A 14,482-nucleotide genomic window follows, 5' to 3' on the forward strand; every position below is an offset into this window, starting at 1 on the left:
TAAGCCTCACAGCGCCGATGGTACTGCAGGGGGGACCCTGTGGGAGAGTAGGACACCGCCGGACTCCTTTTAGACAAAATGGCCACCCATCGTTGGGTGGCCATTTTGCGTTTACACGAAAAGAACAGGGAGCATCATCATGCCGGAAGAGGAAGAGCGCCGTCCGCGTCGCAACGACGACAGTGGATCGCGCGGGAACCGCGCTTCCGGTGGACGCCCCGATCGCAGCCGTGATGGCAGCGCACCGCGCCGCGAAGGCGGCTACAACCGAGATGGTGCCGCGCCTCGTCGCGAGGGTGGCGGCTACAACCGTGATGGTGCCGCGCCCCGTCGTGATGGTGCCGCGCCCCGTCGTGATGGTGCCGCGCCCCGTCGTGATGGTGGCGCGCCCCGTCGCGAGGGTGGGTACAACCGTGACGGTGGTGCCCCGCGTCGTGAAGGTGGGTACAACCGTGATGGTGGTGCTCCGCGTCGTGAAGGTGGGTACAACCGCGATGGTGCCGCGCCCCGTCGTGATGGTGGTGCTCCGCGTCGTGAAGGTGGGTACAACCGTGATGGTGGTGCTCCGCGTCGCGAGGGTGGCGGGTACAACCGTGATGGTGGTGCTCCGCGTCGTGAAGGTGGCTACAACCGCGATGGTGCCGCTCCACGTCGAGACGGTGCCGCTCCTCGTCGCGAGGGTGGCGGCTACAGCCGAGACAGTGGTGCTCCGCGTCGTGAAGGTGGCTACAACCGCGATGGTGGTGCCCCGCGTCGTGAAGGTGGCGGGTACAACCGTGATGGTGCCGCGCCCCGCCGCGAAGGAAACGATAGGGACAAGTCGCGCTCCTTCCCGCAGCGTGGGGGAGCGGGCCGGGAGCGTCCCGCTCAGGCAGCCAACGAGCGTCCGCGGTTCGATGAGCCGAGCATTCCCGACGACGTCACGGCCCGCGACCTCAATGGGGCCGCTCGCAACGAGCTCAAGACTCTGAGCAAGGAGAATGCCGAACACGTCGCACGTCATCTCGCGATGGCCTCGCGTCTCATCGACGAGGATCCGGCGCTGGCTCATGAGCATGCACTGGCGGCTTCTCGTCGTGCCGGCCGAATCGCGATCGTTCGTGAGACCCTCGGCATCACGGCCTATGCCACCGAGGACTTCGCCTTGGCACTGCGTGAACTCCGCACGTACCGTCGTATCTCCGGCAAGGACGATCAGATTGCTCTGATGGTCGACAGCGAACGGGGGATCGGACGTTCCGATCGTGCTCTCGAGACCGGTCGCGCCGTCGACCGCTCCGCGCTCGAGACCCCCGTCCGCGTCGCACTCGCGATCGCGATGTCGGGTGCTCGACTCGACCAGGGCGATCTCGAGCTCACACTCGGCGAGCTCGAGATCCCCGAGCTCGATCCCGATCGCGCATTCGAGTGGAGCCCCGCCCTGTTCGCCGCTCGTGCGGCCGTGCTCGAAGATCTCGGGCGCACGGAGGAGGCCGAGTTCTGGTCCCACCGCGCCGAGGTCGCAGCAGAGGCGTTGGGGGTGGATGAAGCCGGCGACGAGGAGATCTTCATCGAGGACAGCCTCATCGAGGGCGAGTTCCCCGACGATGATGACGAATCCCAGGTGGGTACGACCGGGGTTTCTGATGTTGTCGATTCTGATGTTGTCGTTTCTGATGTTGTCGATTCCGAAGCGTCGGTCGAGGACGTGTCCGCGGACGAGGAACCTGCGATCGCTGAGGAGCCGACCGTCGAGGACGAGGTGCGCGAGCTCCTGGGTGAAGACGAGACCGACGACGCGGACGAAGACACGGACCCGGAGGCGTAGTGGCGCTGTTCTCTCGGAAGCGCGCCCCGCGCACGCCGATCGATGGCGTCGACACGATCCTCGCCGATCTCGACGGCGTGGTCTATGCCGGGCCGGGGGCTCTGCCGTTCGCGGTGGACAGCCTCAACGCGGCGGCGAAGTCCGCCAGGCTCGGGTACATCACGAACAACGCGGCGCGAACCGACGCGTCCGTGGCGGAGCACCTGAGCAGTCTCGGTCTTCGGGTCGAGGCGTCGGATGTCGTCACGAGCCCGCAGGCGGCGATGCGGCTGATGGCGCAGATCGTGCCCGCGCCGGCGACGATTCTCGTGATCGGCGGCGACGGTCTCGTCGACGAGGTGCAGAAGGCGGGCTACACCGTCACGCGCAGCGCAGAAGACGCGCCGCGTGCGGTCGTGCAGGGCTTCGCGCCTGAGGTGGCTTGGACGGACCTCGCCGAGGCGGCGTTCGCCCTCAAGCTTCCGGAGGACGAGGGCGGCATCCCCTGGGTCGCCACCAACACCGATTGGACGATTCCTCGGGAGCGCGGGGTCGCCCCGGGCAACGGCACGCTGGTCTCCGCGGTGCACACCGCCGTCGGCCGGCTGGCGACGGTGGCAGGAAAGCCGGAGGCGCCCATCTTCGAGGAGGCTCTCGCCCGATTCGGCGCGAACAAGGCTCTCTTCATCGGCGACCGGCTCGACACGGACATCATGGGTGCGAGTCGAGTCGGCATCGACTCGGTGCTCGTTCTCACTGGGATCGACCGCCCCAAACATGTGCTCGCAGCGCCGGAGGGCTCGCGGCCGACGTACATCCTCGGCGATCTGCGTGAACTCCACCTTCCCTATCCGGAGATCACGGAGCAGGACGGCGTGTTCGAGGTGAACGGTGCCGCCGTGCGCGTCTCCGGAGCGGATGTCGAGATCGTGGCGGAGTCCGGAGCGCAGATCGACCTGCTGCGCGCGGGTGCTGCCGCCATCTGGGCATCCGGGACCCCGGTGTTCGTGTTGAGGGTTCCCGAACGGCTCTACGACGATCCCTTCCACCGCCCCTGAGCATCGCGCGTGGCTCCGGCCCGCGTCAGAGGGGCCGCGTACAGTAGAACCGTGAGCGAAGAGACGACGAGCGCGCCGACGGACGGCCTGTGGAGCCGACTGCGCCTGATCGAAGGGCAACCTCTCCCGGCACGAGCCGACGCCTATTCGGCTCTTCACGACGACCTCTCCCGACGCCTCGAGAGCGGTGCGAAGCTCGAACAGCGGGAGACCTCGGGATCCCGATGACGCGACTCGACGCTGCCCTCGCCGCTCGAGGACTCGCCCGCTCGCGCAGCCACGCGGCCACCCTCATCTCCGAGGGCCTCGTGAGCGTCGACGGCCGACCGGTGGTGAAGGCCTCGACCGCTGTCCCCGACAGGGCGGAGATCACGATCGCCGGAGCCGACCACTATGTCGGACGCGCCGCGCACAAGCTCATCGCCGGGCTCGACGGCTTCGACATCCCCGTCCGAGAGCGGCTCGCGCTCGACATGGGCGCCTCCACCGGCGGCTTCACCCAGGTGCTGCGCGAGCGCGGCGCCCGCAAGGTGCTCGCGGTCGACGTCGGACACGGACAGCTGGCGCCGTCTGTCGCCGCCGATCCGGGAGTCGCCGCGGTCGAGGGCTACAACGTGCGGCACATGACCCGCGAGAATCTCGCGGAGGCCACGGGGGAGGCCGACGCCCCGGATCTGATCGTCGGCGATCTCTCCTTCATCTCCCTCGAGCTCGTGCTGCCTGCCGTGGCGGTGATCGGGACGCCCGATGCCGACATCCTCCTGCTCGTGAAACCCCAGTTCGAAGTCGGGCGCACCGCGGTGCGCGGCGGCCTGGTGACGGATCCGGCGACGCGCGCCGATGCCGTGGCGCGCACGGTGTGGAGTGCGTGGGACGTGGGGCTCGGGATGCTCGGCATCCTTCCCTCCCCGATCCTCGGTACGCACGGCAATGCCGAGTATCTGGTGCACCTCGCTCCAGGACGGGGCAGCAATCCGACAGAATGGCTGGACAGCATCAACCGACTGGCAGGAGGACGATGAACGAGCGCAGCATCCTGGTCGTCGCTCACGCGGGCCGTGTGGACACCGTCGAAGCGGCTCGCCGGGTGATCGACGCCCTGCGGGAGGCGGGGGCACGACCGGTCCTGGCGGCCGACGATCACGAGGCCCTCCTGTCCGTCGACCCCTTCTTCGCCGACGTCGCCGTGCTCGGCGTCTCCGTGGATCCGGCCGACCTCGAGCTGGCGATCGTGCTGGGTGGCGACGGGACCATCCTGCGCGCGGCGGAACTCGTACGAGACAGCGGTGCGCCGGTGCTCGGCATCAACATGGGCCATGTCGGATTCCTCGCCGAGATCGATCGCGACGACATGGACAAGGCAGTGCGCCGTGTGATCGATCGCGACTACGAGGTCGAGGAGCGCCTCGCACTGTCGGTGCGGGTGAAGGATGCCGACGGCACCGTCGTCTACGAGACCTGGGCGCTCAACGAAGCCACGGTCGAGAAGGCCAGCCGTGAGCGGATGATCGAGGTCGTGCTGGAGATCGACGGCCGGCCGCTGTCGAGCTTCGGGTGCGATGGCATGGTGGTCTCCACCCCCACCGGCTCGACCGCCTACAACTTCTCCGCCGGGGGGCCGGTCATCTGGCCGAGCGTCGAGGCGATCGCCGTCGTGCCGCTGTCGGCCCATGCGCTGTTCGCCAAGCCGCTCGTCGTCAGCCCCGACGCGTCTGTCGCGATCGAGATGCTCGAACGCACCGACGGCTCCGGGATCCTGTGGTGCGACGGACGCCGCTCGCACGACCTCCCGCCAGGGGCTCGCGTCGTGGTCCGCCGGTCATCGCGTCCGGTGCGCCTCGCACGCCTGCATCCTACGGCCTTCACGGACCGTCTCGTGCGCAAGTTCCAGCTTCCCGTCGAAGGATGGCGCGGCCAAGCGCAGGGGGCACCGTCATGATCGAGGAGATGCGGATGCAGGGGCTCGGCGTCATCGCCGACGCCGTGTTGCCGTTGGGCCCGGGATTCACCGCGATCACCGGTGAGACCGGCGCGGGCAAGACGATGGTCGTCACCGGTCTCGGACTGCTGCTGGGTCAGCGTGCCGACTCCGGGGCCGTGCGCGCCGGTGCGGCGCAGGCGTCGGTGGCGGGTGTCTGGGTCGTCCCCGAGGGCGGAAGCGTCGCCGATATCGTCGCGGATGCCGGTGGCGAGCTGGAACCCGTCGGTGCCGGCAGCGCCGAGCTCTACGTGTCGCGCACGCTGAGCGCCGAAGGGCGCAGTCGCGCGAGTGTCGGGGGACGCGCGGCCCCGGCCGGTGTGCTCTCCTCGCTCGCCGAGGAACTCGTCGTGGTGCACGGGCAGTCCGAGCAGCTGCGTCTGCGCTCGGCCGTCGCCCAGCGCGATGCGCTCGACCGCTTCGGCGGCGCTCCGATCACGGACGCCGTCGCCCGATACGCCGAGGCCTTCGCCCGGTGGCGAGCCCTCGATACCGAGATCTCCGAGATCACCGAGAACCGCGACCGCCGAGCCGAAGAGGCCGCTCGCCTCCGGGAGGCTCTCGCGCTGATCGAATCGACAGCGCCGGAGCCGGGGGAGGACCAGGCGCTCACCGAGCGCGCCGAGCGCCTCGCGAACGCCGAAGAGCTGCGACTCGCGGCATCCCTCGCCCATGGAGCGCTCTCGAGCGAGGAGGGGGAGCCCGATGCCTCCGCGCTCGTGGCGGAGGCGCGTCGGGTGCTCGAGCGGGCCTCCGACGGCAAACTGACGGAGATCGGCGAGAGCCTCGCCGACATCGGCTACCGGATCGCCGACACCGCGGGCCTCCTCTCCGCCTATCTCGCCGACCTCGACGAGTCGGGTCCGCACGAGCTCGCGGCCGTCGAAGAGCGTCGCGCCGCATTGGGCACTCTGATCCGCGCGCACGGATCTCTGGACGAGGCCCTGACTCTGTGGCAGACCGGGTCGGCTCGACTGGCGGAGCTCGACGACGATGACGATCGCATCCAACGGCTGATCGCCGAGCGCGACACCGCACGGACGGAGCTCGACGCTCACGCCGACGCGTTGACGGCCGTGCGGACGGAGGCGGCTGCACGGCTCGGCGACGCCGTGACAGAAGAACTGCACGCACTCGCGATGCCGGATGCGCGCCTCGAGGTCGCGGTCTCCGCCGGCGCCGAGACCGCCCATGGCCGTGACGACGTCGCGATCCTGCTCGCCCCGCATCCCGGAGCCGAGCCGCGGTCGGTCTCCAAAGGCGCCTCCGGGGGTGAGCTGTCGCGTGTGATGTTGGCCATCGAGGTCGTGATCGCCGCGACGGATCCGGTCCCGACGTTCGTCTTCGATGAGGTCGATGCGGGCATCGGCGGGGCGGCGGCCATCGAGGTCGGTCGGCGACTCGCCCGACTCGCCGAGAAGTCTCAGGTCATCGCAGTGACGCATCTGGCTCAGGTTGCAGCCTTCGCGAACAACCACCTCTCGGTCGTGAAAGCCCACGATGGCGCGGTCACGGCCTCGAGCGTGCGGCGTCTGGAGGGCGAGGAGCGGGAAGCCGAGATGGCGCGCCTGCTGTCCGGACTCGCCGATTCGGATGCTGCCCTGACCCACGCACGCGAACTTCTCAGCCTCCGCGTCCCCGCCGCCTGATAGGATCGAAGCCCGTGATGAACTCTTCTTCTGCGGGACCCAAGAACGACACGACCAAGCACATCTTCGTGACTGGTGGTGTCGTTTCGTCTTTGGGCAAGGGACTGACGGCGGCCAGCCTCGGCAACCTCCTCACGGCTCGCGGTCTGCGCGTCGTGATGCAGAAGCTCGACCCGTATCTGAACGTCGATCCGGGCACCATGAACCCGTTCCAGCACGGCGAGGTCTTCGTCACGGACGACGGTGCCGAGACCGATCTCGACATCGGGCACTACGAGCGCTTCCTCGACATCAACCTGTCCGAGGCGGCCAACGTCACCACCGGCCAGATCTACTCGCAGGTGATCGCCCGCGAGCGCCGGGGCGAGTACCTCGGCGACACGGTGCAGGTCATCCCGCACATCACCGATGAGATCAAGCGCCGCATGCGCCTGCAGGCGAGCGAGGACCCGCGCCCCGACGTGATCATCACCGAGGTCGGCGGCACGGTGGGTGACATCGAGTCGCAGCCGTTCCTCGAGTCCGCGCGCCAGCTGCGCCACGAGCTCGGACGCGACAGCGTGTTCTTCGTGCACGTGTCGCTCGTGCCGTTCATGGGCGCATCCGGGGAGCAGAAGACCAAGCCCACGCAGCACTCCGTCGCAGCGCTCCGCCAGGTCGGCATCCAGCCCGACGCGCTCGTACTCCGCAGCGACCGTCCGGTCAGCGAGAGCAACCGCAACAAGATCGCGCTGATGTGCGACGTCGACGCCGAGGGCGTCATCAACACGGTCGACCTGCCGAGCATCTACGACATCCCCTCGACGCTGAACGATCAGGGGCTCGACTCGTACATCGTGCGTCGTCTCGGTCTCGACCAGAAGGCCGCGGCCGACGTCGACTGGACGCGCTGGAGCAAGGTGCTTCACGCGGTCCACAACCCCAAGCACGAGGTCACGATCGGTCTGGTCGGCAAGTACATCGACCTGCCGGACGCCTACCTGTCCGTGACCGAGGCGCTCAAGGCCGGTGGTTTCGCGCAGGAGACCAAGGTCAACATCCGCTGGATCCCCTCCGATCTCTGCGAGACGCCGGAAGGCGCGCAGGAGCAGCTGGCCGAACTCGACGGCATCTGCGTTCCCGGGGGCTTCGGCATCCGCGGCATCGAGGGAAAGCTCGGTGCGTTGAAGTTCGCACGTGAGCAGGGCATCCCGACGCTCGGCCTGTGCCTCGGCCTGCAGTGCATGGTCATCGAGTACGCGCGTGACGTCGCGGGCATCGTCGGAGCTTCCTCCAGCGAGTTCGACCCGGAGACCGCAGAGCCCGTCATCGCGACGATGGCGGAGCAGGTCGACATCCTCGACGGCGGCGACCTCGGCGGCACCATGCGCCTCGGCCTGTACCAGGCGGCTCTGGCCGAAGGATCGCTCGCCCGTGAGCTCTACGACGCCCCGGAGGCCTCCGAGCGCCACCGTCACCGCTACGAGGTCAACAACGCCTACCGCGATCGTCTCTCGGCGGCGGGACTCGTGTTCTCCGGTCTCAACCCGGAGCTCGACCTGGTCGAGTACGTCGAGCTGCCGCGTGACGTGCACCCGTACTACATCGCCACGCAGGCACACCCGGAGCTGCGTTCGCGTCCGACCGCCCCGCACCCGCTGTTCCGCGGACTGGTCGGCGCCGCGATCGAACGCCACCGGGCGAGCGAGCTGTTCGACGTCAGCGCCGATGACTGAGCCGATGGAGAACCTCCGGGACGAGGAGTTCGCACCGGAGGTTCTCCAGAGCGACCTCGTCTACGAGGGCCGGGTGTGGGACGTGCGCTCCGATCGGGTGCGCTACGGCGAGGGCGAGTTCGTCCGCCAATACGTCGCCCATCCTGGCGCGGTGGCGATCGTCGCACTCGACGACGAGGGGCGTGTGCTGCTCATCCAGCAGTACCGGCATCCGATCCGTCACCGCGACTGGGAGCTGCCGGCCGGACTGCTCGACGTCGACGGTGAGCCACCGCTCGACGCCGCCCGGCGGGAACTCGCCGAAGAGGCGGATCTCGTGGCGGCGCACTGGGAGCCCCTGGTCTCCTCGTGGACGACTCCGGGCGGGAACGACGAGATGATCCATGTCTTCCTGGCCACGGGGGTGGGCCCGGCGGGAGCGACCCACGAACGCGAGGACGAGGAAGCCGACATCCGGGTGGAGTGGGTGGCGCTGGCCGACGTCGTCGCTGCGGTGCTGGACGGACGGATGCGCAACGGCATCCTGGCGATCGGCGCATTCGCGGCGTCTCAGAGGCTGCGCGATCGGGGCTGAGCATGCTGCTCGATCGCGCACTCGATGCCTATCTGCGTCACGTCACGGTCGAGCGCGGGCTGAGCGCCCACACGATCGCCGCGTATCGACGTGACCTCGGGGGATACCGGGAATGGCTGGCAGGTCACGGTGTGACCGACACCGCGGAGGTGACGCCGGCGGTGATCGATCGCTTCATCGCTGAGCGGTCTTCGGCCGAGCCACCTCCGGCATCGACGAGCCTCGCGCGGCTGCAGTCGTCCGTGCGGGGATGGCACCGGTTCCTCGCTCGGGAGGGCATCGAATCCGACGACCCGAGTGGAAGGCTCCGGCCGCCCAAGGCACCGCGGAGGCTCCCCAAGGCGCTGACCATCGATCAGGTCGAGCGTCTGCTCGCCGCACCCTCTGCGGACGAACCGCTCGGCATCCGCGACCGTGCCCTGCTGGAACTGCTCTACGCCACCGGAGCACGCGTCTCCGAAGCGATCGACCTCGACGTCGATGATCTCGCGCACGGCGATGTGCTCCGCCTCCGGGGAAAGGGCTCGAAGGAGCGCATCGTGCCGGTGGGGTCGTATGCACGTACGGCTGTCGACGCCTACCTGACGCGCGTCCGTCCGGGGCTCGCGGCGAAGGGCCGCTCGTCGTCCCGTCTGTTCCTCGGTGCGCGCGGTGCTCCGCTCTCCCGGCAGAGTGCCTGGCTCGTCATCCGCGAGGCTGCGGAGCGCGCACAGATCACGGTGCCGGTGTCGCCGCACACCCTGCGGCATTCGTTCGCGACGCATCTACTGCAGGGCGGCGCCGACGTGCGGGTCGTGCAGGAGCTTCTCGGGCACTCGTCGGTCGCGACGACCCAGATCTACACGCACGTCTCCGTCGATGCTCTTCGCGACATCTACGCGACCTCGCACCCTCGCGCCCGCTGACCCGCGACGGTCGGATCTCGACCGTTTCGGCGATGAGCCTTCCGTTCGTCACAATGAGTGATTTATCATCCTCCAGGTGGACGCGGCACTCACTCTTGACATTTTACGGTGGAAGTTCCGGCCATCTTCGGCTGTGCAAAAGGAGTTCTTCACATGCGTTCCACCGTTCCTCTCGCCGCGCTCGCGGCGTCCGCCATGGTGTTCATCCTCACGGGCTGCGGGGGCTCGCCATCCGGCGACGAACTCAGCTACGAGGACTCGCCGCTGAACGAGTACCTGTCGGCTGCCTGGGGCGGAGACCTCTCTCCCGAGGAGCAGCAGAAGAAGATGGAAGAGCAGCAGGCCAAGGTCGAGGCACTGGTCGCGCAGTGCATGTCGGACGAGGGGTTCGAGTACACGCCGAACACCGAGAGCGGAACGATCATGTCCGACGGCGGCGAGTGGGAGCCCGACAAGCGCGAGTGGGTCGAGAAGTACGGCTACGGGTATGTGAACAGCCCGTTCGCGGAGCAGGTCGAGGAGAACCCGTCCGAAGAGAGCTCCGACCCGAACGGCGAGTACGTCACGTCGCTCTCGGAGTCCGAGCAGACCGCGTTCTATGAGACCCTCTACGGTCCGACGCCGTCGGAAGAGGAGATGTCGGAAGACGGCAGCTACGAGTACAACTGGGAAGACGCCGGGTGCCAGGGGTGGGCCCAGCACGAGCTCGAGGGGGACGACCCGACGCAGGGGGAGGAGTTCAGCGAGCTGCGCACGAAGATCGAGGAGCTCTACTCCACGGCGCAGGATTCTCCCGAGCTGGCCGACCTCAACGCCGAGTGGGCGTCGTGCATGGCGGACAAGGGCGAGCCCGGATTCACGAAGCAGATGGACGCCGGCCAGTCGATCATGGATGAGCAGAACAAGATCTACGAGCAGGCCTACGGCGACGGTTCGGAGCCGGTCGACACCGAGTCCGCTGATTTCGAGGACCCCAACGAGAGCCCGGAGATGAAGGCGCTGACCGAGCGGGAGATCGAGTTGGCGCTCGTGGACCTCGAGTGCCGCGACAAGACCTCCTTCACGAAGAAGTCCCTCGAGATCCAGTTCGCCATCGAGGAGAAGTTCATCGCCGCGAACAAGGCCGACCTCGACGCGTTCAAGGCTGCTGCAGAGCAGAGCAAGTGATGCGCGAGGACGATACCCCGACGACGAAGATCCCTGCAGACCCCGCCGATACCGGGACGACGCCGTTCTCGGAGCTGATCGACGGACCCGACGGCGAGGGACGCGGCACAGCAGCAGACGGCGACACCGACACGGAAGCCGAGACCGACACGTCCCGCGTGAGCGGGTGGGGACGCGTGCTCCGCGGAAACCGCACCCTGTGGATCGTGGCGCTGATCGCCGTGGTCTGCCTGGTCGCAGGGTTGCTCGTCGGGCGCTTCCTGATGTCGCCGGACGCCTCGAGCGCGGATGCTCCCGAGCCGGGTCTCGTGACCGCTCCGGTCGAGTTCGGCCCACTCAGCAACGACGTGACGCTGCGGGCCGATGTCGGATACGCGGATGCCGTCGAGGTGAAGCTCGACACGTCGGCGTTCTCCGGTGCCGCGGTCGTCACCGGGCAGGTCCCCGAGGTGGGGGCGACCCTCACCCCTCTCTCGATCGCGCTCGAAGTGGTCGGTCGTCCCGTCATCGTCCTTCCCGGCGAGCTCCCGTCGTACCGCTCGCTGCGGTACGGCGTCTCGGGGCCGGACGTGCTCCAGCTGAAGCAGGCTCTCGCGAGCGTGGGGATCGGCGTCGGCGACGTGAACTCCGACGTGTTCGACCGGGCGACGGCGGATGCCGTCGGTCAGCTGTACGCGCAGGCGGGATACCCCGCACCGGCGCCCGAGGAGGGGTCGTCGGATGGCGTGCGCGCTGCCGAGGAGGCCGTTCGCTCTGCGCAGACCGGCGTCGCCGATGCCCAGAAGGCGCTCAATGAGGCGGGTGCCGGACCCAGCGCCGTCGAGACCTGGCAGGCGGACGTGAAGGTGGCGGCGGCACAGCAGGCTCTCGCCGACGCGCAGACGACGGGGGAGGGCGTGCAGCAGGCGCAGTGGGACCTGCAGACGGCTCACCTCGAGCGCGAACAGCTGGGCAAGGCGAAGGACACGAGCGCGCAGCGGTCGATGCTCGATTCGGCTCGCGCCCAGGTGACGTCTGCGAACGAGGCGCTCGAGGAGGCGCGTCAGAAGGTACTGCCGTATCTGCCGGCGAGCGAGGTGCTCTACCTCACCGAGCTCCCGCGCCGCGTGGATGCGGTGAGCGTCGAGCGCGGTTCGGTGCTCTCCGGAGCGGCGATGACCGTCTCCGGCGCCACCGTGCGTCTCACCGGAGCGGCCGCCGAGGCCGACGCCGGACTGCTCGCCGCGGGTGCCGAAGGGTCGTTCGAGCTCCCGGACGGCACCGCGCATCGTGCGGTGATCTCGGAGCTGAAGGCCGGCAAGGAGAACAAGTCCCGGTGGGAGGTGCTCCTCGACCCCGACCCGCTCACTCCGGAGCAGATCTCTCAGCTGCAGGGGCAGAACGTTCGCGTCAAGCTCGCGATCGGCGCGACGGACGGCGATGTCCTCTCCGTCCCGCTCGCCGCCCTCACGGCCGGCCCCGGCGGGGAATCACGGGTGGAGGTCGTCGACTCCGATCCGCGTGACGGGAAGGACGCGAAGACCCGCCTGGTGGTCGTCGAGCCCGGACTCGCCGCGAAGGGCGCCGTCGAGGTGACCGCGGTCGACGGCGATCTCGAGGAGAACGACCTGGTGGTGGTGGGCCGGTGACGCTGGCGCCTCCGCTCGTCGAATTCCGCGATGTCACACGCTCCTTCCCCGGGCCACCCGAGGTGCAGGCGCTCAAAGCTGCGACGTTGACCGTGGCGGCAGGGGACTACATCTCGATCGTCGGTCCCAGTGGGTCGGGCAAGTCGACCATGCTCAACCTCCTCGGTCTCCTCGATCGTCCGAGTGTGGGGGAGTATCGACTCGCGGGTTCGCTCACCGGAGACCTCTCCGAGGATGAGCGTGCCGCGGTCCGTGCGCGCTTCATCGGCTTCGTGTTCCAGTCCTTCCACCTGCTGCCTCGGCGCACCGTGCTCGACAACGTGTTGATGCCGATGCTGTACAGCGGCGTCCCGCGTCGGGAGCGCGAGACCCGCGCCAGAGACGCGTTGACGCGGGTGGGCCTCGGACACCGCATCGACTTCTTCCCGAACTCGCTCTCCGGCGGTGAACGTCAGCGGGTCGCGGTGGCGCGTGCGGTCGTCAGCAGTCCTCAGCTGCTGCTCGCCGACGAGCCGACGGGCAACCTCGACCAGCGCACCTCCGGCGAGGTGATGGAGCTGTTCGAAGAGTTGAACGCCGACGGCCTCACCCTCATCGTCATCACCCATGACGATGCGGTGGCGCGGCGCGCCGGGCGGAGCATCCGCATCGCCGACGGCCGATTGACCGAGCTGTGATGCGCGTCCCCTGGCGGCGGAGGAAGGCCGCCGAGGAGAGCGACGAGAGCACGGGCGACGCCGTCGTCGAGGCCGGCGCCTCGGCGGGCGCCCTGCTGCCGGCCGTGAAGCATGCCGATCGGTTCACATTCCAGGATCTCGTCGCAGAGGCCACCGCCGACATCGGCTCGCGCCCCGCCCGACTCGTCATGACGATCCTCGGAACGGTGCTGGGCATCGCATCGCTGGTCGCGACGCTCGGATTCGCCCAGACCGCCGCCGCGCAGATCGCGCGGCAGTTCGACGGCGTGGCCGCGACGCAGGTGGTGGTCACACCCGCCAAGGCACAGTCCGGCAAAGAGAACACGACGGTGGCCGCCGGTCGCCTGCCGTGGGACTCCCCGGAACGCGTGAAACTCCTGGCCGGAGTCGACAGTGCCGCCCTGATCGCCGAGGTCGAACTGGCCGACGGCGAGACCATCACGGCTGTTCCGGTGAACGATCCCTCGGCGCCGATCACGGCATCCCCGAAGCTGTTCGCCACCACACAGGATCTCCCGGTGACCGTCGACGGCGACCTCGTGACGGGCCGCTTCTTCGATGACGGACACGACGCGCGCGCCGACCGCGTGGCCGTGCTGGGACAGCGTGCAGCGGAGCGGATGGGCATCAATCGCGTCGACTCGCAACCCTCGATCTTCATCGCGGGAGTCTCATATTCCGTCATCGGCATCATCGACGGGATGGATCGCCGTACGGAGTTCGTGGACGGGGTGATCATCCCCCAGGGATCCGCACGTGCGGACTTCGGGCTCGCCGCCCCCACCGAGCTGGCGATCCACATCGCCCTCGGGGCGGGGCCGCAGGTCGCCGAGCAGTCGGTGATCGCCCTCCAGCCGGACGATCCGGACTCGCTCGAGGCACGATCGCCGGCGGCGTCGTCCGATCTGAGTCAGAACGTGCAGGCGGATGTGAACGTCGTCTTCCTCATCCTCGGCGTCATCGCGCTGCTCGCCGGTGGGCTCGGCATCGCCAACGTCACGCTGCTGTCGGTGATGGAGCGCATCGGCGAGATCGGGCTGCGCCGTGCGCTCGGAGCCACCAGGCGTCAGATCGGCGCGCAGTTCATGGTCGAGTCCATCGTGATCGGCTTCATCGGCGGGATCATCGGTTCCGCGCTCGGTGTCGCCGCCGTGATCGTCGTCGCCGCCGTGCAGGGATGGTCGCCCGTGACCGATCCCGTGGTCGCGGTCGCGGGTGCCGCCCTCGGCGCGCTCGTGGGATGGGCGTCGGGGTGGTATCCCGCACGTCGTGCGGCCCGTATCGAGCCGGTCGCCGCGTTGCGCGGCGTGTGAGCGGGGGCCCT

General features: G+C 68.7%; 14 protein-coding genes. All 14 read left to right on the plus strand.

Features of this window, described 5'->3' with window-relative positions:
• Positions 1-233 precede the first annotated feature (233 nt).
• The 14 genes from CQ042_RS18905 (at position 234) to CQ042_RS18965 (ending at position 14,471) form a co-directional block, all read left to right on the plus strand.
• Entirely contained in the window at positions 234-971 is a 738-nt protein-coding gene (locus CQ042_RS18905; protein WP_146115431.1) for a hypothetical protein, read from the plus strand.
• Between the two features lie 38 nt (positions 972-1,009).
• Positions 1,010-1,807 carry a hypothetical protein gene (locus CQ042_RS18910; RefSeq protein ID WP_105671994.1) on the plus strand — a complete coding sequence of 266 codons (798 nt, stop codon included), beginning with the start codon at positions 1,010-1,012 and terminating at the stop codon, positions 1,805-1,807.
• Positions 1,807-2,844: an HAD-IIA family hydrolase gene (locus CQ042_RS18915; protein WP_105671995.1), complete on the plus strand. Its 1,038-nt coding sequence runs from the start codon at positions 1,807-1,809 to the stop codon at positions 2,842-2,844. Before CQ042_RS18910 ends, CQ042_RS18915 begins: the two co-directional genes overlap by 1 nt.
• 51 nt (positions 2,845-2,895) lie before the next feature.
• Positions 2,896-3,072 carry a hypothetical protein gene (locus CQ042_RS20580; RefSeq protein ID WP_181157636.1) on the plus strand — a complete coding sequence of 59 codons (177 nt, stop codon included), beginning with the start codon at positions 2,896-2,898 and terminating at the stop codon, positions 3,070-3,072.
• The gene (locus CQ042_RS18920) at positions 3,069-3,866 is read left to right on the plus strand and encodes a TlyA family RNA methyltransferase (protein WP_105671996.1); all 798 of its coding nucleotides are present in this window, start codon (positions 3,069-3,071) and stop codon (positions 3,864-3,866) included. The genes CQ042_RS20580 and CQ042_RS18920 overlap by 4 nt, the downstream gene beginning before the upstream one ends.
• On the plus strand, positions 3,863-4,783 hold the full coding sequence (locus CQ042_RS18925; protein ID WP_105671997.1) for an NAD kinase: 921 nt from the start codon (positions 3,863-3,865) through the stop codon (positions 4,781-4,783). The genes CQ042_RS18920 and CQ042_RS18925 overlap by 4 nt, the downstream gene beginning before the upstream one ends.
• Positions 4,780-6,471 (plus strand): DNA repair protein RecN, encoded by a 1,692-nt coding sequence (gene recN, locus CQ042_RS18930; protein WP_105671998.1) that lies wholly within the window; start codon positions 4,780-4,782, stop codon positions 6,469-6,471. Before CQ042_RS18925 ends, recN begins: the two co-directional genes overlap by 4 nt.
• A 17-nt stretch (positions 6,472-6,488) precedes the next feature.
• Positions 6,489-8,186 (plus strand): CTP synthase, encoded by a 1,698-nt coding sequence (locus CQ042_RS18935; protein WP_105671999.1) that lies wholly within the window; start codon positions 6,489-6,491, stop codon positions 8,184-8,186.
• Positions 8,179-8,760 (plus strand): NUDIX hydrolase, encoded by a 582-nt coding sequence (locus tag CQ042_RS18940; protein WP_105672000.1) that lies wholly within the window; start codon positions 8,179-8,181, stop codon positions 8,758-8,760. Before CQ042_RS18935 ends, CQ042_RS18940 begins: the two co-directional genes overlap by 8 nt.
• A 2-nt stretch (positions 8,761-8,762) precedes the next feature.
• Positions 8,763-9,665, plus strand: coding sequence for a site-specific tyrosine recombinase XerD (gene xerD / locus CQ042_RS18945; protein ID WP_105672001.1), 903 nt, complete (start codon positions 8,763-8,765; stop codon positions 9,663-9,665).
• A 153-nt stretch (positions 9,666-9,818) separates the two neighbouring features.
• Positions 9,819-10,832 (plus strand): hypothetical protein, encoded by a 1,014-nt coding sequence (locus CQ042_RS18950; protein ID WP_105672002.1) that lies wholly within the window; start codon positions 9,819-9,821, stop codon positions 10,830-10,832.
• Positions 10,832-12,460 carry a hypothetical protein gene (locus tag CQ042_RS18955; protein ID WP_105672003.1) on the plus strand — a complete coding sequence of 543 codons (1,629 nt, stop codon included), beginning with the start codon at positions 10,832-10,834 and terminating at the stop codon, positions 12,458-12,460. Before CQ042_RS18950 ends, CQ042_RS18955 begins: the two co-directional genes overlap by 1 nt.
• Positions 12,457-13,137: an ABC transporter ATP-binding protein gene (locus tag CQ042_RS18960; RefSeq protein ID WP_181157637.1), complete on the plus strand. Its 681-nt coding sequence runs from the start codon at positions 12,457-12,459 to the stop codon at positions 13,135-13,137. The genes CQ042_RS18955 and CQ042_RS18960 overlap by 4 nt, the downstream gene beginning before the upstream one ends.
• Positions 13,134-14,471 (plus strand): ABC transporter permease, encoded by a 1,338-nt coding sequence (locus tag CQ042_RS18965; RefSeq protein WP_374954479.1) that lies wholly within the window; start codon positions 13,134-13,136, stop codon positions 14,469-14,471. The genes CQ042_RS18960 and CQ042_RS18965 overlap by 4 nt, the downstream gene beginning before the upstream one ends.
• The last annotated feature ends 11 nt before the right edge of the window (positions 14,472-14,482 follow it).

It is taken from the genome of Microbacterium sp. MYb62 (genome assembly GCF_002979475.1).
GTDB lineage: Bacteria > Actinomycetota > Actinomycetes > Actinomycetales > Microbacteriaceae > Microbacterium.

Excerpts from the sequence above, each read along its gene's own strand:
- CQ042_RS18905 (WP_146115431.1), top strand. The coding sequence starts at position 234 with ATGGCAGCGCACCGCGCCGCGAAGGCGGCTACAACCGAGATGGTGCCG.
- recN (WP_105671998.1), top strand. The coding sequence starts at position 4,780 with ATGATCGAGGAGATGCGGATGCAGGGGCTCGGCGTCATCGCCGACGCC.
- CQ042_RS18955 (WP_105672003.1), top strand. The coding sequence starts at position 10,832 with ATGCGCGAGGACGATACCCCGACGACGAAGATCCCTGCAGACCCCGCC.
- CQ042_RS18910 (WP_105671994.1), top strand. The coding sequence starts at position 1,010 with ATGGCCTCGCGTCTCATCGACGAGGATCCGGCGCTGGCTCATGAGCAT.
- CQ042_RS18920 (WP_105671996.1), top strand. The coding sequence starts at position 3,069 with ATGACGCGACTCGACGCTGCCCTCGCCGCTCGAGGACTCGCCCGCTCG.
- CQ042_RS18950 (WP_105672002.1), top strand. The coding sequence starts at position 9,819 with ATGCGTTCCACCGTTCCTCTCGCCGCGCTCGCGGCGTCCGCCATGGTG.
- xerD (WP_105672001.1), top strand. The coding sequence starts at position 8,763 with ATGCTGCTCGATCGCGCACTCGATGCCTATCTGCGTCACGTCACGGTC.
- CQ042_RS18925 (WP_105671997.1), top strand. The coding sequence starts at position 3,863 with ATGAACGAGCGCAGCATCCTGGTCGTCGCTCACGCGGGCCGTGTGGAC.
- CQ042_RS18940 (WP_105672000.1), top strand. The coding sequence starts at position 8,179 with ATGACTGAGCCGATGGAGAACCTCCGGGACGAGGAGTTCGCACCGGAG.
- CQ042_RS18935 (WP_105671999.1), top strand. The coding sequence starts at position 6,489 with ATGAACTCTTCTTCTGCGGGACCCAAGAACGACACGACCAAGCACATC.